This window comes from Drouetiella sp., assembly GCF_059504425.1.
In genome coordinates, this window is record NZ_JCACIN010000115.1 from 25735 (window position 1) to 45736 (window position 20002).

Here is a 20002-nt window from a genome sequence, read left to right on the forward strand (position 1 = left end):
TCTTCAAGAATTTCGGTTTCAGAATCCTCAGAACTCATACTGGTTTTGGCGTTGCTGATTTTAGCTATGAAATTTATTTTGAGAGGTGCGCGGAGCGCACCTCTCAAAATAAATTTCATAGCCGGATTAAGCAATGCCCTGGTTTTCTCTGTAGATGAGTAGGGGGAAAATAGCCCGTATTGTGATACGTGAGTTTCCACACACCCTGCACTCATAGGCCCTCTGAGCAGCTCGTTCGCTGCAACTCTAAATTTAGACGAGTAAGATAGGCGAAGACAAGCAATGTGGGTAGGGTAGCCAGCGTGAACCGTTTTCGCTTCTCTCAGCAGTCATCAGAACCGCCAGAGGCACCTTTGGGTGGGCGGTATCAGCTCATTGAAAAATTGGGGAGCGGTGGATTTGGTCAAACCTTTTTGGCTCAAGATCTACACTTACCCGGAAATCCTCGCTGCGTCATTAAGCGTCTCCAGCCTCAAATTACGGATGCCGCCAGTCTGCAAACTGCAAAACGGTTGTTTGACACTGAAGCAGAAGTGCTTTATCAGCTAGGTAGCCATGATCAGATCCCTCACTTGCTGGCACACTTCGAGCATCAGCAAGAGTTTTACTTGGCGCAGGAATTAATTGTTGGGCAAACGCTGATTCCTGAACTGATGGCGGTTCAACCTTGGACAGAAGATCAGACGATCGCGTTTTTACGAGATCTTCTGGGTGTCCTAAACTTTGTCCATCAGCAGAATGTCATTCATCGGGATATCAAACCGGCTAATTTAGTTCGCCGTGAGCGAGATAGAAAAATTGTCCTAATTGATTTTGGGGCGGTCAAACAAGTTAGCACTTCTCTCACTCATGCTAATGGTGTATCACAGACGATCGCGATCGGTACCCAGGGCTACATGCCCAGTGAGCAACTCGCAGGAATGCCTCGCTTCAGTAGCGACATCTATGCGGTCGGCATGGTTGCCATTCAAACGCTAACGGGCATGTCACCGCAATCCTTCAGACCTGATCCTCAGACTCACGAAATTCAGTGGCAACATCTCGCTCCGCAGGTGAGTCCAGCCCTGATAGCTGTTTTGGATAGAATGATCCGCTACGATTTTCGCGCCCGCTATCCCTCAGCGGCGGTAGCCCTAGCCGCGATCGAGCAGCTTATTGATGGCTCTGCGGCTACTCATGCTCTTGATCAAACGTCATTTCCGATAGAAAAATCGGTTCCACCACCATCGCTAGATGCATCTACTACTCTACCTTGGAAAAACAACCTACTCCCCCCACCCCCTAACGCACTCAGTCAGGCAATAACTCAGCCGCTGCTGGCTCCTGATAAACCGATCGAATCAGCCCCAATGAAGCTAAAGGGTTGGCTATCAATGTTGACCACGCTAGGTCAGGGGCAGACTCTGAGGCGGGTGCTGGTAAGCATAGCTGCCCTTGGCGTTGTGGCGACGGTGATTCAGGTTGCATCCTCCCTACAGCCGATTGCTCAATTACCCGCTCAATCTCCGAGTCCCTCAGCTTCCCCCAGTCCAGATCCAGTGGCTCAAGCGTCTGCACTGCTAGCTCAAGCCGATCAGTTGCGATCGCAAAGCCAATTTCAGCAGGCAATCGAGCGTTACCAGCAAGCGAGTGCACTTAACCCCAAATTACCAGAAGCCCACTGGGGAAGGTGTTACAGCCTGAATACTCTCGAAAAGTTTACTGAGGCAATCACGGCCTGTGACGCTGCCCTAAAGATCAAGCCCACCTATGCAGAAGCCTGGTGGAGCAAGGGATATGCTCTGGATCGACAACAGCAAGACCCGCAGGCGCTGGAGTCGTATGAACAGGCGATCGCCTTGAAACCTGACTTTGCAGAAGCCTGGAGCAATAAAGGCACTGCGCTGTTGCAACTCGACCGCTCTACTGAAGCAATCGCCGCATTTGACCAAGCCACCCGTTTGAAGCCCAACTTTGCAGAAGCCTGGAGCAATCGCGGAGCTGCGCTGTGGAGCCTACAGCGATTTGATGAGGCGATCGTCTCTGTCGATCGAGCGCTGCAAGTTCAACCGGACTACAAAGATGCCCTGAGCCTACGACAGCAGATGCGCCAGCGGTTAGGACGCTAAACCATTGACCACTCAAAAGCGCAATCAAAGCCCCAATCGACTTGAATGCCGAAACTTTGAGCAGGGCTGTCGGCATCAAGCTGCACGACTACTTATCGAGAAGTGATGATTGCGATTGAACCCGAACAATGGATGGTTTTTCAGTCTTTGCCTTTTATTAAAGCCCGCTTGTATGCAGCAGGAACGAAATGGAAAGAACGGGGTGCTGCCCTTGTTTTGAGTCTACGGACGTTAAGTTATTCCCAAGGTCGTTGGCAGCAGTTTTGGTCAAAAATTGATCAGTATGGCTTTAACTTAGCAGAAGGGTAACATCAGATTTTGGTCACACCCTCGGCAATAATGTCTTAAATGTCTTAACCATAATGGCTACAGCTGTAATTCCGACGCGATCGTAAGCAATGCGCGGCTTTATCCTGTATAGCGCTACGCGCTTAGATCCAATGAGTTATTTTTTGAGAGCCGCGCGGAGCGCGGCTCTCAAAAAATAACTCGTCCTAACTCAATTACGTAATGCTATACCAGGATATTCTCAACTCTCCAAGGCGACAGTTCGGTTGTTGTAAAGACTCATAGCTTTAGGAAAGCCCTGCTTGAAGCTCAGCTCCACGGCATCTACGACAAGCTTCAGAACTTCAGCCATTAACCGATTTTCTGCCTGTGAGAATCGACCTAGCACATGGGAAATCACCTCTCCCTCGGTGCCTTTGTCTTGAGGAATGCCAATACCAATCCGCAGCCGGGAAAAATCTTGGCTATTGAGATGGGCGATCGCCGATTTCATGCCGTTGTGTCCGCCTGCCGAACCCGACTGACGTAAACGGACTTTGCCGATCGGCAGATCCATATCGTCATAAATAACCAGCACTTCCGCCGGGGTAATTTTGTACCAATCGGCAACCGCCCGAATGGACTGTCCAGATAGGTTCATAAAAGTCGTAGGCTTCAGTAGGCAAACCTTCGCGCCCTTCACCGCTACCCCTTCACCAAACCAGCCCTGAAATTTGCGATGTTCGGCAAGCCGAATCTGCCAAGTTTGCGCCAGAGTATCGATCGCTGCAAAGCCAATATTATGACGTGTGTGGTCATACTTAGCGCCGGGATTGCCCAACCCGACAATCAGGCGTGGCATTGGGGCTTCATCCGTATCAGCCATGGTCTACAGGGGCGATCGCTTCTTCAGGATTAGCTTCAGGCTGGTCTTCAGTCTCATACCCAGCATCCAAATCCGCAGATGCCAGGGCTTTGAGTTCGGGGGGTTCTAAAGTTGCCTTCATAGGTTCGCTCTGAGGCTCCTTTTTAGGTTCGCTCACCGTTTTTTCGATGCGCTCTGCTTCTTTCTTAAACTCATTTTCAAATTCCTTGGAGGCTTCCTGAAAGCCCCGAATCGCCTTGCCCATGCTACGACCGATTTCGGGGAGCTTTTTAGGACCAAAAACCAGCAGTGCTAACGTCATAATCACCGCCATTTCTGGCAAACCAACTCCAAAAATATTCATAGCATTCTCCTGAAAGCGATCGCGTAGTACCTAGACCGAGAGCCACAGAATAGATGCAGCATACCTGTCCTACAGCCTTACTTCCCTACTTTAATACGAATAGCGTGCATCGACCGGATGCAGACAGGCTCACCGTGATGAAAGCCATAGCGCCAGACCTCATGCAGAAAAAATCCCCAGCCGAGCCAGGGAAAAAGCTTAAGTTTGCGAGAGTCTCAAGCAAGCCCAGAACGAGCTTGCTGTTCAGACCCTACTTTCCGAGCGTAGACCAATCCACATTCACACCTTCCAAAATCAGGGAAGAGTTGTAGATTTGCAAAATAATCAACAAGAAAATGAGAAATAACCCCATAAAAACGCCCATCAACGGCGTTGTGCCCCAACCGGGCGCAACCTTACCGTACTCAGAGTTTAGGGGCTTGAGGATGTCTCCCAACCGAGTCTGCTGTGCCATGAGTGACCCTTATCGCTATCTAAAGATTTTAACGATCCGTAATACTATAAGAATAATACTTGTCGTCGTCATTTCAACATACGTTATTAATCAACACATGGTACCTGCAATAGTTCTTAGCGTTATCGATACTTCAGAGCCTGCAACCTACATCAGCTGGGCGATCGCATTTTTTGTGGTGCTGCTCACGGGCATTACGGTCTACCTCTCCTTTGGGCCGCCCTCTAAGCAGCTTGCTGACCCTTTTGAAGATCACGAAGATTAGTCAACTTTCGAGCTTTGGATTTCAGACTGAATTCAAAAGCTATAGCTGTATTCACCTAGGTTAGGACGGGGACATTTTAGTTGGCGCGCAGAGCGCGCCAACCAAAATGTCCTAAAGAAATTGAATACGGCTGTAAAACCCAAAGTTCTGAGCCACGCACCAGCGCATATTACCCTGGGCTGCAAACTCTCAAGAGTTACGAGCGGTCAAGAATTACGAACGGTTCCGTCGGGCATGAGGGTTTGAAAAAAGATTGCATTCCGTAAATCGGTGCAAGATAAATTAGCGCTTCTCAAGTCTGCCCCAGTGAGATCAGCTCCAATCAGTGTGGCATCGCTGAGATTAGCAGCCACGAGGCAAGCATTTCTGAGAATGGCATGGCTGAGGTTAGCACGGCACAAATCAGCACCGCTTAAATTCGCTGAGCATAAATTAGCGGCTGCCAGATCTGCCATGCGGAGTTGCGCCTGAGTAAAGTTACAGCCCTGCAAATTCGCTTGAGTTAAGCCAATTTGGAAAAGGCAGGCACGGCTCAGGTTGGCTTCTTCTAAACTGGGAGCCACAATATGCAATCCGCTTCCCCTTAAAACAGCGCGGGTAAATGTTCTTTTACCTTTTGCATACTCCTGCAGCAGGAGAGCGGCTCTTTCTTGCGCAAAGCTACTGGCTTGCATCAGGCTACCGGGAATAAAACTGCTTTGAGAAGATTCGCTATAAGAGTTTTGAAAGCTTTTCATCGCAGACCGGGAAGTGAAGAACACTCCATCATTCAATCTAGGTCTGGGAAATCCGGTGCCACTCTCTGGGCTGAAACACGGAACTTTGCCCCTACCTTGGGATTTGACAAGAGAAGATTCAGTATTCTTACAGAGGACAAGCTATTTAGCTGGCAATGCCTCTGTGTACACTTTCTAGCGCCTGCTCTTCAGTGCCAAAAATCTCGAATACAGAATCCATCATAGTGACTTCAAAAACTAACTTTGCTTCGGGATGGACATTACAAATCCGAAAGCTGCCGTTCACTTTATCAGCATCCCGCATTCCAGCTACAAGCGAGGTCAAGCCAGAGCTATCGATAAAATTGACTTGGCTCAGGTTAACCACAATATACGGGCTAATTTTGGCAATGCATTCCTGTAGCTTGAGGCGAAATTGCCAAGCAGTCGTGATGTCTAGCCGCCCAGTGGGAGCCAGAACAACGACAGTTTTGCCGTCTTGAGTGGTATGAATCTTCTGCTCCATTGGAATTTTTGCCCTTCTCTAGAAACGTAGTCGATCGATGTACCCATTCACAGAAGCACTGAAAGTAGTAGGCTCGAAGATCTCGAAGCCAAAAATAGAGTGAGAAACCCGCAGCAGATCTTAGCGGACCTTCGACAGAGATGTCTGATGACAGAAATATCTGACGGGAAGGATAGTTCCTGTTTCTATTGACTCAACGAGTTCGGTACAGCCTACCCAATATTACCCAGGGTGCCCCAGGAAAGTCATAATCTCTACACCCGATCGCATGATTCCCAGAGAAGTTGATTGGCTCAGCTTGAGTTCAAAGATTTAGAACCCCCCGCCCAACCAATCTTGTGACTTAAGAAAAGTTTCGTAGAGTTGAGCTTCAGGAGAGTTAGGTTCAGGTTGATAGCTATACTCCCACCGCACGAGGGGCGGCAGAGACATGAGGATCGACTCAGTGCGCCCATTGGTTTGCAGCCCAAAAATGGTGCCGCGATCGTAAACCAGATTAAATTCTACATAGCGTCCGCGTCGGTAGAGCTGGAAATCGCGCTGGCGATCGCCCCATTCCAAGCCCTGTCGGCGATCGATGATGGGCAAATAGGCAGGCAGGAACGCGTTGCCGCAGCCTTGCACAAAAGCAAAGATTTCTTCCCAGCTTCGAGGAGAGATTTCTCCGACAGCATCGCTATATTGAGCCGCAGTGCCCGTGGGGTTGGAAGAAGTTTTGGGATTAGGGCCGTGATAGAGCTTGCTGCGAGTGCCATCTTGATAGTCGAAGAAGATCCCGCCTACGCCCCGCGTTTCTTGACGGTGCTTGAGATAGAAATATTCGTCACACCAACGCTTGAAGGTGGGGTAATACTCTTTGTGGTGGCGATCGCAGGCATCTTTTAGGGTCTGGTGAAAATGCACCACATCTTCGGTAAAGGGATAGTAAGGCGTGAGATCGATGCCGCCGCCAAACCACCAAACGGGGCCTGCCTCAAAGTAGCGATAGTTGAGGTGAACCGTAGGAATGTAAGGGCTGTGAGGATGGAGAACCATAGAGGTTCCCGTCGCGTAAAACCCGTGTCCGGCCGCCTCTGGACGCTGCACCAAAATAGAAGGAGGAAGTTCCTGTCCCCAAACTTCTGAAAAGTTGACTCCACCCTGCTCAAAAACGCCGCCTGATTTGAGAACCCGCGATCGCCCACCGCCGCCTTCTTCTCTCTTCCAGCTGTCTTCCTGAAAAGTTCCCTGTCCGTCCGCAGCTTCTAGCCCTGTGCAAATGTGATCCTGCAACTGCTGAAGAAATGCGCTAACGCGCTGCCGTGAATCAGAAGGAGGCGCAGAAGCGCCAGAGAAGCCTGAAGCTGTGCCGGAGACTGGAGATTTCACCATAGCAATAAGAGATTCAAACGATAATGAAGCAAAATTGATGACGCGATCGAAGGCTGTTTGGGAGAGACAAGTGACGTAAAACTCACCCTGCCCTGTAGGTCAAACCTTCCTGTTAATCTAGCCTATACCGATGTGTGGCACTCTAGCGCAGCATTACGTTAATGAATGTAACGAATATGGGGCTGGGGTAGGCATAGAATTCAGGCTGGCAGCCCTCTCAATACACGTAGAACTAGCAGATCGCAAATTAGGGTTTTGTGGCGCGCGCCACAAAACCCTAAAAGCTGGATTTCAAAGGCGCGGAGAGCCTTTGAAATCCAGCTTTTAGAAAAATTAGGAGGACTTTGCGATTGACTGAAGATGGCAAATTAACGCAGTGTGCAACTTGATCTAAAAGTCTTATAGGACGAGCAAGAGCTTTAGAGAAAGAGTCACACATTGCGTAAATTAGCTGGCTCGTAATCGTTTATTGGAAGTGTCGCGCTCCGCGCGACACTTCCAATAAACGATAGTGGTATATAGGTAAGGACTACCCCAAAAACTATTGGGTTTTATCTTGTACGTGATCCTTAGCAAACTGCGCTGATTTATTCTAGAGCGATAAGCTGATAGAGATGCAGCATCAGTGGGAGAATCTTGATGCTATTTTGCTGCGAGACCGATAGAGGGAAATCGTCATGCTAGGTTTCTGGTTAAAAATTGTTCGTCTGGTGCGACGAAGCTGGAGGGAATTTTCGCCCCTAGTTGTGACCTATCAGGTCTTGAGTTCAGCCTCAGTGGATGACTTGTGGCAAAAAGTAGTTGATTTGGCAGATGTGTCCTGGCATCCGCTGCTGGCAAAAACGGATGTGCCTCGCGGTCAGATTCCTAAGCCGGGATTAATTTATCAGGCTGTTAGCCGTCTGTTTCCAATGCCCATCCAAATCTTTGTGGAACGGGTGCTGCCCCAAGAGCTGTTGAGCGTCAGAATTTTCGCGTTGCCCGGAGTGGAAGAGCGCGTTACCTACCGAGTAGAATCCACAGTTTGCGGCACCTACGTTTCCTATTCGGTGACCCTCAAGGGTTGGCTGTCGCCGTTAGTTTGGTCGGTGATTCGCCCCTATGCGGCAAAGGTGGCGAGTGAGCTAGCGCAGACCGTAGAGCGAGAGCTATTGACTAACACAACCCGGCGGCAAAAGTTTGCTAAACCAGATGGCTTAGATTTTTTGGGTTGGGTGCTGCTGCTGGGTGCTAGTCAAGCGATCGTCTCCCCCTCTTACTTCTGCTAATCTGCCTTCTACCAATTTGTTCGGTTAACCCGTTCTGCCTAACGGTAGAATGAGGCATTGAGAGCGAGCTGTTTCCTGTTTAAGCTGTTTGCTGTTTAGATTGAGGTAGCTCTAGCGATCGCTGCTATGGTGGAGAACACGGTGAAGAATATAACGTCTGATATTAATGCCAACGCCATTCTGGAAGCGCTGCGTCCGGTTCAAGATCCTGAGCTTCGCAAGAGCTTGGTTGAGCTGAACATGATTCGTAACGTCCGGGTAGAGGAGGGCAATGTCAGTTTTACGCTGGTGCTGACAACTCCTGCCTGTCCATTGCGGCAATTTATAGTGGAAGACTGCGAACGGGCAATCAAAGCTCTGCCGGGAATACAGAGTGTCTCAGTAGAGGTGACTGCGGAAACGCCTCAGCAAAAGGCTTTGCCCGATCGCACGGGCATTTCTGGAGTCAAGAATATTCTGGCAGTTTCCAGCGGCAAGGGTGGCGTAGGCAAGAGTACGGTGGCTGTGAACGTTGCGGTGGCTCTGGCGCAGATGGGGGCAAAGGTAGGGCTGATCGATGCCGATATCTATGGTCCCAACGCGCCGACAATGCTGGGCTTAGCTCACACCAAAATTCAGGTGCAGCAAGATGAAAAGGGCGAATTTATTGAGCCTGCTTTCAACTATGGGGTGAAGCTGGTGTCGATGGGCTTTTTGATTGACCCCGATCAGCCCGTGATTTGGCGAGGGCCGATGCTCAACGGCATTATCCGCCAGTTTCTTTACCAAACGCGCTGGGGCGATCTAGATTACCTGATTGTAGATATGCCGCCCGGTACTGGAGATGCCCAGTTAACTCTAGCGCAGGCGGTGCCCATGGCAGGTGCCGTGATTGTCACCACTCCGCAGGCTGTGGCGCTAATGGATGCCCGTCGGGGTCTGCGAATGTTTCAGCAGTTGCAGGTGCAGGTGTTGGGCATTGTCGAGAACATGAGCTACTTTATTCCGCCCGATCTGCCCGATCGCCAATACGATATTTTTGGCTCTGGTGGCGGCGAAAGGACTTCTAAAGAGCTGGGGCTGCCTTTGCTGGGCTGTGTGCCACTAGAGATGCCTGTGCGGGAAGGGGGCGATCGCGGTATTCCTATCGTCATTGACCTGCCGGATTCGGCATCGGCTCAGGCTTTGAAGGCGATCGCTCAGCAAATTGCCGCCCGTGTCTCGATCGCTGCGTTAGCTTGACGTAGAGGAGTAGAAGGGTAGATGAGTGAATGGGTAAAGGGGTAGATTCGGACACTCTCATCATCCATCCACCCCTCTACCCCGTCACCCATCCACCCCTTTATCCCATCACCCATCCGTTCTCCAAGTTCTTGACCTACCGCCAAACCCATGCTGCAAAAATCCCTGTTTAGCCGCATTAGTTGGAAATCTTTGCTCCAGCCTTGGCAAGAAGTAGATTGGCTTTTAATCTTGCTTAGCGTTGGGTTGACCCTGTTGGGTGGCGTAGCGATTCACAGCACGGTCATGCATACAGAGCTGGCAAACTATGGGTGGCAGCATAATCTGACGGGCGGCGTGGGGCTGCTCGCAACGCTAATGATTGCCCGCTGGCGCTATGAAAACCTAATGCAGTGGCGCTGGATTATCTATGGCATTACCAACGTAGTTCTGTTGGTCATTATTTTCATCGGCACGACCGCTAACGGAGCACAGAGCTGGGTAGGTGTGGGAGAATTCTTCATCCAACCTTCCGAATTTGCCAAGGTGGGCGTGATCATTGTCTTGGCTTCGCTGCTGCAAGAACAGGGGGCATCCAGTATCCCGATCGTCCTTAAAGCTTTGGCTATTACAGTTCTGCCCTGGATATTAATCCTGCTACAGCCCGATTTGGGCACCTCGCTGGTGTTTGGGGCAATTTTGCTGGGAATGCTCTACTGGGCAAATGCTAAGCCGGGTTGGCTACTGCTGATGGTTTCGCCGCTGGTGTCTGCTATCTGTTTTGGGCTGTTTCTACCGGGATGGCTGGTGTGGATTGGGGTAGTGGGTGCGATCGCCTGGAGAACGCTGCCCTGGGCGTGGATTGGGACGTTTTTCTTTACGGTGATCAATCTGGTGGCGGGAGGGCTAGGCAACTTTGCCTGGGAGCATGTGCTGAAATCGTATCAGCGCGATCGCCTTACCCTATTTCTTGATCCCGACAAAGATCCGTTGCGGGGCGGCTATCACCTGATCCAGTCGCGTATTGCCATTGGTGCTGGAGAACTGATGGGGCGAGGGCTAAACCAGGGCACCCAAACGCGGCTTAACTTCATTCCAGAGCAGCATACCGACTTTATTTTTTCGGCGATCGGTGAAGAGATGGGTTTTGTCGGGTGTATTTTAGTGCTGCTGCTGTTTTGGTTGGTGTGTTTGCGGCTGGTAATTATTGCCCAAAATGCCAAAGATAATTTTGGATCTCTGCTAGCGATCGGCGTGCTGTCGATGATTGTGTTTCAGGTGCTGATCAATATTGGCATGACGATCGGGCTGGCTCCCGTGACCGGAATTCCGTTACCCTGGCTCAGCTATGGACGATCGGCACTGTTGACCAATTTCATAGCGCTGGGCATTGTGGAATCGGTCAATAATCATCGCCATCGGCTGAAGTTTTAGTCTCAATCAGCACCATTATGCAACGCGGGAATTAAAAGATTGGCAACGACTAAAGGGGATAACATAGAGAGCCATAAAGCAAAGAGCCATAAAGCATCTGAACAGCCTTTGGTGCGGCTGTTGCAATATGGGCAGACTTATCGATCGCAGTTTTGGCTAGCGACTCTCTTCTCTGTCCTCAACAAGTTTTTTGACCTAGCCCCCCCTGTGCTCATCGGGGTGGCAGTAGATACGATCGTACAGCGCCAGAATTCTTTGATCGCCCAGTTCGGCGTTCAAGATGTCAGGCAACAATTTCTGATTCTGGCGGCTTTTACAGTCTTAGTTTGGGTTTTGGAGTCGGTATTTGAGTATGCCTACGCGCGGCTGTGGCGCAATCTAGCACAAAAAATTCAGCATAACCTGCGGCTGGATGCCTATCGGCATGTGCAGGATCTGGAGCTAGAGTATTTTGAGGCGCGTAGCACAGGCGGGCTGATGTCGATCCTCAATGATGATGTCAATCAGCTAGAGCGATTTCTAGACTTTGGTGCCAATGAAGTGATCCAGGTGATCACGACCGTGCTGCTAGTGGGCGGCGGCTTCTTTCTGGTGGCGCCCAGCGTTGCCTGGATGGCGATGTTGCCGATGCCGTTTATTTTGTGGGGTTCGATCGCCTTTCAAAAGCTGCTGGCGCCTCGCTATGCGGATGTGCGCGAGAAGGTCGGTTTACTCAGCGGTCGTTTGTCTAATAACCTAAGCGGCATTGTCACGATCAAAAGCTTTGTCACCGAAAATTACGAAGTCGAGCGGCTGCGGCTAGAAAGTGAAGCCTATCGCCATAGCAACCGTCAGGCGATCGCCCTCAGCGCTGCTTTTGTGCCGCTGATTCGCATGATTATTTTGGTGGGTTTTACGGCGCTGCTGGTATATGGCGGATTGCAGGCAGTCGAGGGCAAGATGGCGGTGGGCACCTACAGCACGCTGACTGTGATGATTCAGCGATTGCTGTGGCCGCTGACTCGGCTGGGCGAAACGTTGGATCAGTATCAGCGGGCAATGGCATCGACAAATCGCGTCATGAATTTGCTGGATACACCGATCGCCATTCGTTCAGGACACAAGCTTCTGGGAGACAATTTGTTGGGAGACAATTTGTTGGGAGACAATTTGTTGGGCAACGGGCGATCGATCCGGGGCGAAATTGTTTTTAAGGACGTGACATTTGCCTACCGCGATCGCGCTCCTGTGGTCGAGCATCTGTCACTCCACATTCCTGCGGGAAAGACAACGGCGATCGTGGGTTCTACGGGTTCGGGCAAGAGCACGCTGGTGAAGCTGCTGCTGCGGTTTTACGAAATTCAGTCGGGTAGCATTACGGTAGATGGCATTGAGCTGCGTGATTTGGAGCTACACAGCTTGCGGAGCGCCATCGGGCTAGTGAGTCAGGACGTGTTTTTGTTTCACGGCACGGTGCTAGAAAACATTATCTATGGCAGCCCATCGGCAACGCTGGCTGAGGCAATGGCAGCGGCAGAAGTTGCCGAAGCCCAAGAGTTTATCGATCAGTTGCCCCAAGGCTACGACACAATCGTGGGGGAAAGAGGACAAAAGCTCTCAGGGGGACAGCGCCAAAGGTTGGCGATCGCCAGGGCAGTGCTGAAAAATCCGCCGATTCTGATCTTGGACGAAGCCACTTCTGCTGTAGATAACGAGACGGAAGCCGCAATTCAGCGATCGCTAGAGCGCATTACCCAAAACCGGACCACCATTGCGATCGCCCACCGTTTATCCACCATTCGCAATGCCGATCGGATTTATGTGATGGAGCAGGGCAAACTGGTGGAGCAGGGCAACCATGACGATCTGCTAGAGCAGCGAGGCATTTATACCAATCTCTGGCGCGTCCAGATGGGCGTACGGAGTGGGGGGTAATGGCTACAGCCTGAGTAACCTACTCCAGGGAATTAGCTGCCTGAGATAGCAAAGCCCCTAGCTGCCTGACTTTTTCTATCAATTCGCCATCCGCCACTTCGCCATCCGCCGATTCGCTAGCTAAGCTGTCTGCAAATTGAATCGTGTCTTGACCCAGATCGGCAATGGCGGCTGCGATCGAAGCATCCGTGACCCCCATCAATGCTAATTTCAGCCGCTCTAGGTCTTCGTCTAGAGTCGTGCTAGAAATGTTTGCCCTAATCTGCTGCTTCCAGCTTTCAACGAGCTTCAGGGCATCCTCAGAAGAGATAGAATTTAGACCCTGTTGAAGAATAGAAATAGTGTTGTCCAGATCAGCAGTTTGCATAATATCAGCCATAAAGTTCTTGAATTAGGCGCAGACTCCTCAAAGATTACTAGAAAACTGGCTCCAGGAAACTGGTTGGGCTAAAGCTGCGATCGTCTCCCCAGAAATCGCCTCCCCAGAGGATGAGCCGTTCTGCTTCCAGTTGCTATTTACCAGCCTAATCCTGAGAGCTAGCTTGAGACTTCAGCTCTGAGAGATGCACAATAAATTTCTCACCCATAACCGCAATGCGATCGCCCTCCATCAGCTTGCGTCCGCGACGAGTCTCCATTTTGCCGTTGACTTTGACCTCGCCACTCTGAATCAGCAGCTTTGCCTCACCCCCCGTCTGCACTGCCCCTGACCATTTCAAAAATTGATCTAGCTTAATCGCGGGGCTTGAAGCAGCACTCGAAGCGTTTGGCAGTTCATCCAGTGAGCTATCCAATGAACTCTCTGGCAAATTATCTTGTGAATGATCCGGCATTGTCATAGGGCTGTGGAAGCGGAGAGATTAAAATCTTTAGACACATCATATTATCCCAACTTGCTTCATGACCTATTGCCTAGGTATCATCACCCGTCATGGATTGGTTCTTGCGGCTGACTCTCGCACGAATGCAGGGGTAGATCACATTTCTACCTACCAAAAGCTGTTCAACTTTTCTGATGCCGGACAGCGCGTTATTTTGATCGCAGCTTCAGGGAATTTGTCAATTACTCAGGCGGTGATCAATGACCTGAATCAAGACCTAAAGCTGAAGGGCGAAAACCTGCATTCTCTGCCAACGCTCTATGACGTAGCGCAATACATTGGCGGCAAGGTTCGCCAAATTCAGAGTCAAGAGCGCCCTTGGCTGGAGAAAGACCGCATTGACTACCACTCGACTTTGCTGCTAGCGGGGCAGATGCCTGACGAAGCCCCCGGACTGTTCATGATTTATAGTCAGGGCAATTTTATTCAGGCAACCCCCGAAACGCCGTTTCTTCAGATTGGTGAAACCAAGTATGGCAAGCCTATTCTCGATCGCACTCTCACCTACGACACGCCGCTAGAAGAAGCTGCCAAGTCAGCGCTGCTATCCATCGACTCTACAATGAAGTCCAATATCTCGGTAGGGCCGCCGATCGATCTGGTGATGTATGAAACTGATAGCTTCTACCTACGGCATCAATTGCGACTACGATCGAGCGATTCCTATTTGGTGAAAATGCGCCAGCTCTGGGAGATCTCGCTCCGGCAAGCTTTTGAGCAGATGCCCAATATTGAGTGGGAATATGTGGGGAATGAGGAGGCAGGGAGCGAGGAAGTGGGGGAGTGAGGGGATGCTAGTCCTGTATGAGTTTGATGAACAGCTCGTACCGCATGGATGAATTTACGCCCAGCGTTTTGAGCTTGCCGCTGACGGGAGCCGTGTCTTCTGCGCTAGCGCTGGCAATGAGGGGAATATGGCGATCGCTCACGACCAGCCCATGGGTAGGATCGTAGCCCCGCCATCCGGCTCCGGGTAGATACACCTCTGCCCAAGCGTGCAGATGACGATCGCTGCTGTCAGGATCGCCTTCTTGGTAGCCGCTGACAAACCGAGAGGCAATGCCCACGGCTCGGCAGACTTCCATAAATAGCACAGCATAGTCGCGGCAGGAGCCTTGCTTGCTCCGCCAAGTGATGCCGGGAGGCAGCGGCGATCCGGTTTCGCGCATTCCGTAACCGCAGTTTTTATAGATACGCTGATTCAGTTCATTCAGAAAAGCAGTCGTGCTATTTGTGGCTTGCCAAATGTCTTGCGCTAGCATCATGGCTTCTGGATCGATCGCACCTTGGGAAAACGGATTGCTCCAGTAAGGCTGTAAGTAGCTCTGCAAGCGGCTCAGGATAGAGCTGGGATAGTCCATAGGCAGACTCACAGCCCAAGGTTCCATCATATAGACGAAAGGGTTGTGGCAAAGAGTTTCGACCTCAGAAATTGCCTCAAGGGTAAATTGGGCGATCGGTTCCTCAGTAAACCAGGCCTTGAGGATGGCGTTGCCGTCCAAGTCAACGTTCTCTGACATTTGCTTAGGCGGCGGATCAAGCTGGAGCGAAAATGAGTGCAGCTTTTGCTGAACGTCGCAGCGAGGGCGCAGCCGGATGATGTGAGGCGAGAGGAGAACAGGGCGATCGTAGCTATAGAAGGTGGTGTGAGTAATTTGATAACGCACAAGGGTTAAACACTAGGGAATACTAGGGAGGCTTGAAATCGTTCGATGACCTAGCGCAGTAATAGTCTATCGTGCCTAACTTTGAGCTGAATATGGTTCATTCTAACCTTGCGCCCTGTGCAATTCTTATACCAATTTAAATTTTTGAGAGCCGCGCGGAGTGAGGCTCTCAAAAATCATCTGCCCTGTTTGGGTCTTAACCTGTTTGGGTCTTAAATTGGCATTGCACTTTGCGTCAAGTAGCCCAACAAGAAGGGAGCAATATTTATCTATCGCTCCCCTTAATCTAGTTCAACGATCGATCGCTGCTAAATTGCTTATTCTTCTAGAGATTTGGCGGCTTTCTTAAAAGCGCGTCCCAAGGTGTGAAGCTTGGTCTTGTAGCCGCGATCAGCATTATTTGCCGATTCGTCAACCTGCTCACCCAGATGAGTTAGCAATTCGGCAAGATCTTCTGCTTTAGCTTTGCCGCTGGAGAGCGACTTACTCAGCTTCTTAAGGCTGCTGCCGATTGCCTTGAGTTCAGACTCTTTGGATTCGCTCAACGTCTCTTGCCACTCTTCAATCATTTCGGTGGCTTGCTCTAGGTCGATCGCGGTCAGATCGCCTTCTTCAAAAGCATCTAGCAGGGCATCTAAATCTTCTGAATCATCATCTTCAACCTCGGCAGCCGCTTTGGAAGACTTAGAGTCTGTAGACGCAGTATCGTCAGACTTGCTGCTGGTCTTGCCGCCTTTGCTGGCTGCTGCCTTGCGCTTGTCTTCATCCATTGATGCAAAACCTTGCTTGCCCTTAGTCTCTTCCTTGCTTGCCATTGAATTAAACCTTTGGTGTGCGAACAGATGTACAAGGGTTAGCTTACAAAGCTGGCTAGCTAGATCACTCCGTCGCAAGGGTAAACCTGCGATCGCGCCCTTGTCCCTCCTGTGAGATAGACAAGATCAGGCTTCATGCCGATCTTTATTGAACCTCTTGCAAATGTAGGTTTGGTAAGAGCCTTGCCCCTACAAAACCTAAGCTCCCAACCTATCCAATTTGAAAATCTTAATTTACGCGATGTACAACTTGGTCTAAAAGCCTTGTGGGATGGGCATCTTGCTTGCCCCACGTAGATCAAGAGCTTTAGAGAAAGAGTCGCACGTCGCGTTAATTTGCAAGAGGTCTCAAGAGGTCTATTGTAGTTTGTGTATTTTCAGCGTCAGCGCTCCATTTCTGCTACAGACTTGGGCACACCTGCCGTTAAGATTTCGGAGCCTGTAGAGGTTACCAGAACATCGTCCTCAATCCGAATACCAATGCCATGCCAGCGCGGATCAACTTCTGGCTGACCTTCTACAGGCTTGATATAGGGCGAAATATAGATTCCCGGTTCGACAGTTAGTATCTGTCCCGGCTCAAGATTATGGGGGGTTTCTCCATGCTGGTAAACACCCGCATCATGAACATCTAAACCAAGCCAATGCCCAGTTTTGTGCATGTAGAAAGGCTTGTATTTCTCTTCTTTGATAATCTCTTCAATGTCGCCTTGCAATAGCCCCAACTCCATCAGACCTTCGACAATGACGCGCACAGCCACATCGTGGGTTTGCTTGTAGGGGTTTCCAGGCTGAACTTGGGCGATCGACTGCATCTGAGCCTCCAGCACAATCTCGTAGATCGTCTTTTGCTCTGGGGTAAACTTGCCGCTGAGGGGGAAGGTGCGCGTAATGTCAGAGTTGTAGTATTCGTAGGCGGCTCCGGCATCAATCAGCAGCAGCTCGTTGTCCTGCATCCGACGATTGTTTTCGGTGTAGTGCAGCACACAAGCATTGGCGCCCGAAGCCACAATTGAGGGATAGGCAGCCAGTGCGCCCTCTAGCCGAAAAGTATGTTCGATCTCAGCCTGGACTTCATATTCATAGCGTCCGGGGCGGGCAAACTCGCGGGCGCGGTTATGGGCATCAGCCGCGATCGCCGCCGCTTTCCGCATCAAGTCAATCTCAGCCGCGCTTTTGATCTGGCGCATTGGGTGCAAAATTGAAGCCGGATCTTCAAGGGCTGTTGGAGCAAATCCCTTGCGCTGATAGGTTGCCAGCAGCTTCTGCCAATGGGTGAGAAGCGTTTCATTGAAAGCGCGATCGCGTCCTAGCCGATAGTAGATGCGATCGGCTTTTTCCAGGTACTGCGGCAGCTTCTCGTCTAGTTCGGCGATCGGATAGACAATATCTGCACCATATTGCTCTTTGGCAGCCTCTACGCCCACTCTATAGCCCGTCCAGGTTTCCTTTTCTAGATCCTTAGGCTGCACAAATAGAATAAACCGATGCTCCTCATGGTGGGGTGCAAACACCGCTACGGCTTCCGCCTCGTTGAAACCTGTCAGGTAAAAAAAGTCGCTGTCCTGCCGGAAGTTATACTCCACGTCATTATGCATCACCGCCATGGGCGCACTGCGAAAAACCGCAGAGCCTTTGCCGATGCTAGTCATGAGTTTTGCGCGACGCTGAGCATATTCTGTTTGCATGACTGGCGTTTGCATAGCTAGAGCGATATGAGGGGTAGACAATTCTTATTGTTGTACCCAGACCCTAGAAAAGGCAACTTTTAATCGCTCTAAGACAGTCCTAGAAAGCGTAGCTTAGAACCTTAATTTGACTGCCTGAACTAGGCAGATCGGCGTTGCCCAGCGAAATTGTGTCGCCTACCTGATCCACAGGCGTTCCTGACATCAGCGACAGAAAATTATCCAACGGCAAAATATCGCAAGTTGCAGCATCAGCGGCCTGAGTGCGGTATTGCGTCGGGATAATCAGCTTCGGGTTCAGCGCCAGAGCTGCCGCCTTCGCTGCTTCGGGCGTGTATGCCTTGACACCATTCCCTACCGGAATCAGCAGAATATCGGGGCGACCCATGAGAATCTGCTGCTCGACTGTGATAGGAGCCGCCGCACCGCCCAAGTGCAGGATGTTAACTCCACCTTGGTTCCAGCGCCAAACCACATTTGTGCCAAACTGCTTGCCTTGGCGGGTGTCGTGATCGGTGCCAATGCCCTGCACCTGCATGCCGCTAAACTCGTAGACTCCCGGCTCATCCAGAATTCGAGGAGTGCCCGGTAATCCCTCAATGACCCCTTCGTCAAAGAGCCGACTGCTAATCATCACCAAGTCGGCCCCGACGCGAGGCGCGCGATAGCCTGCCGTGCAGCCGATCGGTCGAAAAGGATTGACCAGAATCCGCCGTCCGTCGCCGCTAAATAAAAAGCACATATGCCCTAGCGACTGGATGCTAACAGCGCTGCTCTGGGCTTGAGCCGATCGCCCCACAATACCGCTCAAAGATAGAGCAAGACCAGCCCCGGCGTATTGAATCAGCTGTCGTCGTTTCATAGTCTCCTCCCACAGTTTACGATCCCCGCAAGTGTAATGGGCTTCAGCCACCCAACAATTGCAATTACCTAGCTTACAGGGATTAGGGGCAGTATTTGAGAAGCGATGTGCATGGCTTATGTATTTTCAGAACTGTCTACTCAGGGTTAATAGCAACCAAGAAATTTCTCAAAAGCTGCTTACCCGACTGAGTGAGTACGCTTTCAGGATGAAACTGAACGCCTTGAATGTGGGGATAGTCGCGGTGGCGAACCCCCATAATCGTGCCATCTTCTACCCAAGCAGTAATCTCCAGATCCGCTGGACAGGTTTGGCGATCGATCACTAGACTGTGATATCGAGTTGCCGTCAAAGGATTCTCCAACCCCGTAAATACGCCTGTGCCCTTGTGGTAAATCGGTGAGGTTTTGCCATGCATTAGCTCAGATGCCACCGTAATTTTGCCGCCAAACATATGCCCGATCGCCTGATGCCCCAGACAGACACCCAAAACGGGCGTGTTCACACCCAAGAGCCGAATCACATCTAGAGAGATCCCCGACTCATCAGGATGTCCCGGTCCCGGCGATATCACAATCCCATCAGGCTGCATTTGCTGAATCTGCTCTAGCGTAATCTGGTCATTGCGATAGACCACGACCTCAGAGGCAATTGCCAGCTCTGCCCCTAGCTCTCCCAAATACTGAACGATGTTGTAGGTGAAGCTATCGTAGTTGTCGATGACCAGAATCATAGGAGCGATTTTAAGGAAGCGAGAGGTTATGGAAAAGCGAGAGGATAGGGGCGTAGAAGAGGACTTAAAAAAAGTTGACCTGTAAACGATCGAGCAAGGGAGGCAACAGCAGCGACCCGGCAACGATCACGGCGGCTAGGGAAGAGACCAAGACAGCCCCAGCGGCGCAATCCTTGGCGATTTTTGCCAGCTCATGATAGGTCTGCCGGACGGTGAGATCCACCACCGATTCTAGTGCCGTGTTGAGTAGCTCCATGGTCAACACGGCGCCAATGGTTAACCCAATGATGGCAACTTCAACGCGAGTGACCTGTAAATAGATGCCGAGGGCGATCGCCAAACTGCCGACCGTGACGTGAATGCGGAAATTTCTCTGAGTCAAAAACGTGTAGCTCAGCCCTGCCCAAGCATACTTAAAACTGACAAACAAATTGGAGGCAACCCGCCAAGAAAGCGCCCTGTTATTTTCAACGGTAGGGCGCAGCGGAGTCTCTGTCGGGACTTCTGGAGTCATAGTCATAAGCAACTTAAACAGGTGCGAGGTGGGGTGTAAACCAATCAACAGTTAGGAACTGTATAACCACAGGCTATTATTGCAACTTTC

Annotated in this window: 22 protein-coding genes and 1 pseudogene; 9 read left to right on the plus strand and 14 right to left on the minus strand. The window is 50.8% G+C overall.

The annotated features are described in order from the left end of the window. Positions 1–302: 302 nt before the first annotated feature. Positions 303–2108, plus strand: a complete 1806-nt coding sequence (locus tag AC5JMP_RS25790) for a tetratricopeptide repeat protein (RefSeq protein WP_495854372.1) — start codon at positions 303–305, stop codon at positions 2106–2108. A 156-nt stretch (positions 2109–2264) separates the two neighbouring features. Beyond that, a pseudogene (locus tag AC5JMP_RS25795) lies at positions 2265–2417 on the plus strand (ISKra4 family transposase); the annotation flags it as partial. A gap of 220 nt (positions 2418–2637) precedes the next feature. Here AC5JMP_RS25795 and pth read toward each other — a convergent pair. The 3 genes from pth to psbH form a co-directional block, all read right to left on the minus strand. Beyond that, entirely contained in the window at positions 2638–3261 is a 624-nt protein-coding gene (gene pth / locus AC5JMP_RS25800; RefSeq protein ID WP_495854373.1) for an aminoacyl-tRNA hydrolase, read from the minus strand. Beyond that, positions 3254–3604, minus strand: coding sequence for a TatA/E family twin arginine-targeting protein translocase (locus AC5JMP_RS25805; protein ID WP_495854374.1), 351 nt, complete (start codon positions 3602–3604; stop codon positions 3254–3256). Before AC5JMP_RS25805 ends, pth begins: the two co-directional genes overlap by 8 nt. 250 nt (positions 3605–3854) lie before the next feature. Next, positions 3855–4058 carry a photosystem II reaction center phosphoprotein PsbH gene (psbH, locus tag AC5JMP_RS25810; protein WP_495854375.1) on the minus strand — a complete coding sequence of 68 codons (204 nt, stop codon included), beginning with the start codon at positions 4056–4058 and terminating at the stop codon, positions 3855–3857. Between the two features lie 97 nt (positions 4059–4155). On the opposite strand from psbH, the gene psbN reads away from it, so the two are divergent. Further along, positions 4156–4323 (plus strand): photosystem II protein N, encoded by a 168-nt coding sequence (gene psbN, locus AC5JMP_RS25815; RefSeq protein ID WP_495854376.1) that lies wholly within the window; start codon positions 4156–4158, stop codon positions 4321–4323. Positions 4324–4529: 206 nt separating this feature from the next. Here the strand turns inward: psbN and AC5JMP_RS25820 are convergent, their stop codons facing one another. The 3 genes from AC5JMP_RS25820 to hemF form a co-directional block, all read right to left on the minus strand. Continuing rightward, positions 4530–5060 carry a pentapeptide repeat-containing protein gene (locus AC5JMP_RS25820; protein WP_495854377.1) on the minus strand — a complete coding sequence of 177 codons (531 nt, stop codon included), beginning with the start codon at positions 5058–5060 and terminating at the stop codon, positions 4530–4532. A gap of 145 nt (positions 5061–5205) precedes the next feature. Further along, a complete protein-coding gene (locus AC5JMP_RS25825; protein WP_495854378.1) occupies positions 5206–5565 on the minus strand; it encodes an STAS domain-containing protein in 360 nt (119 codons plus the stop codon). A 312-nt stretch (positions 5566–5877) separates the two neighbouring features. Beyond that, on the minus strand, positions 5878–6936 hold the full coding sequence (gene hemF, locus AC5JMP_RS25830) for an oxygen-dependent coproporphyrinogen oxidase (protein WP_495854379.1): 1059 nt from the start codon (positions 6934–6936) through the stop codon (positions 5878–5880). A 677-nt stretch (positions 6937–7613) separates the two neighbouring features. Here hemF and AC5JMP_RS25835 point away from each other — a divergent pair. The 5 genes from AC5JMP_RS25835 to AC5JMP_RS25855 all read left to right on the plus strand — a co-directional run bounded on the left by AC5JMP_RS25835 (position 7614) and on the right by AC5JMP_RS25855 (position 12752). Beyond that, positions 7614–8204, plus strand: coding sequence for an SRPBCC family protein (locus AC5JMP_RS25835; protein ID WP_495854380.1), 591 nt, complete (start codon positions 7614–7616; stop codon positions 8202–8204). A gap of 150 nt (positions 8205–8354) precedes the next feature. Beyond that, complete coding sequence (locus AC5JMP_RS25840; protein WP_495854452.1) at positions 8355–9425, plus strand: Mrp/NBP35 family ATP-binding protein; 1071 nt, start codon at positions 8355–8357, stop codon at positions 9423–9425. 29 nt (positions 9426–9454) lie between these two features. Further along, on the plus strand, positions 9455–9598 hold the full coding sequence (locus AC5JMP_RS25845; RefSeq protein WP_495854381.1) for a hypothetical protein: 144 nt from the start codon (positions 9455–9457) through the stop codon (positions 9596–9598). After that, complete coding sequence (gene rodA / locus AC5JMP_RS25850; RefSeq protein ID WP_495854382.1) at positions 9576–10838, plus strand: rod shape-determining protein RodA; 1263 nt, start codon at positions 9576–9578, stop codon at positions 10836–10838. Before AC5JMP_RS25845 ends, rodA begins: the two co-directional genes overlap by 23 nt. Positions 10839–10877: 39 nt before the next feature. Continuing rightward, positions 10878–12752, plus strand: coding sequence for an ABC transporter ATP-binding protein (locus AC5JMP_RS25855; protein WP_495854383.1), 1875 nt, complete (start codon positions 10878–10880; stop codon positions 12750–12752). 19 nt (positions 12753–12771) lie between these two features. Here the strand turns inward: AC5JMP_RS25855 and AC5JMP_RS25860 are convergent, their stop codons facing one another. Together AC5JMP_RS25860 and AC5JMP_RS25865 are read right to left on the minus strand one after the other, a co-directional pair. Beyond that, the gene (locus tag AC5JMP_RS25860; RefSeq protein ID WP_495854384.1) at positions 12772–13131 is read right to left on the minus strand and encodes a hypothetical protein; all 360 of its coding nucleotides are present in this window, start codon (positions 13129–13131) and stop codon (positions 12772–12774) included. A 145-nt stretch (positions 13132–13276) separates the two neighbouring features. Beyond that, positions 13277–13525, minus strand: a complete 249-nt coding sequence (locus AC5JMP_RS25865; RefSeq protein ID WP_495854453.1) for an RNA-binding S4 domain-containing protein — start codon at positions 13523–13525, stop codon at positions 13277–13279. Positions 13526–13652: 127 nt separating this feature from the next. On the opposite strand from AC5JMP_RS25865, the gene AC5JMP_RS25870 reads away from it, so the two are divergent. Further along, positions 13653–14420 carry a proteasome-type protease gene (locus AC5JMP_RS25870; protein ID WP_495854385.1) on the plus strand — a complete coding sequence of 256 codons (768 nt, stop codon included), beginning with the start codon at positions 13653–13655 and terminating at the stop codon, positions 14418–14420. A gap of 7 nt (positions 14421–14427) precedes the next feature. Here AC5JMP_RS25870 and AC5JMP_RS25875 read toward each other — a convergent pair whose 3' ends face one another. The 6 genes from AC5JMP_RS25875 to AC5JMP_RS25900 form a co-directional block, all read right to left on the minus strand. Continuing rightward, positions 14428–15300, minus strand: a complete 873-nt coding sequence (locus tag AC5JMP_RS25875; RefSeq protein WP_495854386.1) for a transglutaminase family protein — start codon at positions 15298–15300, stop codon at positions 14428–14430. A 317-nt stretch (positions 15301–15617) separates the two neighbouring features. Beyond that, positions 15618–16115 (minus strand): KGG domain-containing protein, encoded by a 498-nt coding sequence (locus AC5JMP_RS25880; RefSeq protein WP_495854387.1) that lies wholly within the window; start codon positions 16113–16115, stop codon positions 15618–15620. A gap of 383 nt (positions 16116–16498) precedes the next feature. Then, positions 16499–17803 carry an aminopeptidase P N-terminal domain-containing protein gene (locus AC5JMP_RS25885; protein WP_495854454.1) on the minus strand — a complete coding sequence of 435 codons (1305 nt, stop codon included), beginning with the start codon at positions 17801–17803 and terminating at the stop codon, positions 16499–16501. 100 nt (positions 17804–17903) lie between these two features. Beyond that, complete coding sequence (locus tag AC5JMP_RS25890; protein WP_495854388.1) at positions 17904–18665, minus strand: MBL fold metallo-hydrolase; 762 nt, start codon at positions 18663–18665, stop codon at positions 17904–17906. Positions 18666–18801: 136 nt separating this feature from the next. Then, positions 18802–19398 (minus strand): anthranilate synthase component II, encoded by a 597-nt coding sequence (locus AC5JMP_RS25895; RefSeq protein WP_495854389.1) that lies wholly within the window; start codon positions 19396–19398, stop codon positions 18802–18804. Positions 19399–19462: 64 nt separating this feature from the next. Continuing rightward, on the minus strand, positions 19463–19912 hold the full coding sequence (locus tag AC5JMP_RS25900; RefSeq protein WP_495854455.1) for a diacylglycerol kinase family protein: 450 nt from the start codon (positions 19910–19912) through the stop codon (positions 19463–19465). Positions 19913–20002 lie beyond the last annotated feature (90 nt).

Bases quoted from the DNA above. Each gene is read 5' to 3' on its own strand.
- pth (WP_495854373.1), bottom strand. From the start codon at position 3,261: ATGGCTGATACGGATGAAGCCCCAATGCCACGCCTGATTGTCGGGTTG.
- AC5JMP_RS25805 (WP_495854374.1), bottom strand. From the start codon at position 3,604: ATGAATATTTTTGGAGTTGGTTTGCCAGAAATGGCGGTGATTATGACG.
- psbH (WP_495854375.1), bottom strand. From the start codon at position 4,058: ATGGCACAGCAGACTCGGTTGGGAGACATCCTCAAGCCCCTAAACTCT.
- psbN (WP_495854376.1), top strand. From the start codon at position 4,156: ATGGTACCTGCAATAGTTCTTAGCGTTATCGATACTTCAGAGCCTGCA.
- AC5JMP_RS25820 (WP_495854377.1), bottom strand. From the start codon at position 5,060: ATGAAAAGCTTTCAAAACTCTTATAGCGAATCTTCTCAAAGCAGTTTT.
- AC5JMP_RS25825 (WP_495854378.1), bottom strand. From the start codon at position 5,565: ATGGAGCAGAAGATTCATACCACTCAAGACGGCAAAACTGTCGTTGTT.
- hemF (WP_495854379.1), bottom strand. From the start codon at position 6,936: ATGGTGAAATCTCCAGTCTCCGGCACAGCTTCAGGCTTCTCTGGCGCT.
- AC5JMP_RS25835 (WP_495854380.1), top strand. From the start codon at position 7,614: ATGCTAGGTTTCTGGTTAAAAATTGTTCGTCTGGTGCGACGAAGCTGG.
- AC5JMP_RS25845 (WP_495854381.1), top strand. From the start codon at position 9,455: ATGGGTAAAGGGGTAGATTCGGACACTCTCATCATCCATCCACCCCTC.
- rodA (WP_495854382.1), top strand. From the start codon at position 9,576: ATGCTGCAAAAATCCCTGTTTAGCCGCATTAGTTGGAAATCTTTGCTC.
- AC5JMP_RS25860 (WP_495854384.1), bottom strand. From the start codon at position 13,131: ATGGCTGATATTATGCAAACTGCTGATCTGGACAACACTATTTCTATT.
- AC5JMP_RS25870 (WP_495854385.1), top strand. From the start codon at position 13,653: ATGACCTATTGCCTAGGTATCATCACCCGTCATGGATTGGTTCTTGCG.
- AC5JMP_RS25880 (WP_495854387.1), bottom strand. From the start codon at position 16,115: ATGGCAAGCAAGGAAGAGACTAAGGGCAAGCAAGGTTTTGCATCAATG.
- AC5JMP_RS25885 (WP_495854454.1), bottom strand. From the start codon at position 17,803: ATGCAAACAGAATATGCTCAGCGTCGCGCAAAACTCATGACTAGCATC.
- AC5JMP_RS25890 (WP_495854388.1), bottom strand. From the start codon at position 18,665: ATGAAACGACGACAGCTGATTCAATACGCCGGGGCTGGTCTTGCTCTA.
- AC5JMP_RS25895 (WP_495854389.1), bottom strand. From the start codon at position 19,398: ATGATTCTGGTCATCGACAACTACGATAGCTTCACCTACAACATCGTT.
- AC5JMP_RS25900 (WP_495854455.1), bottom strand. From the start codon at position 19,912: ATGACTCCAGAAGTCCCGACAGAGACTCCGCTGCGCCCTACCGTTGAA.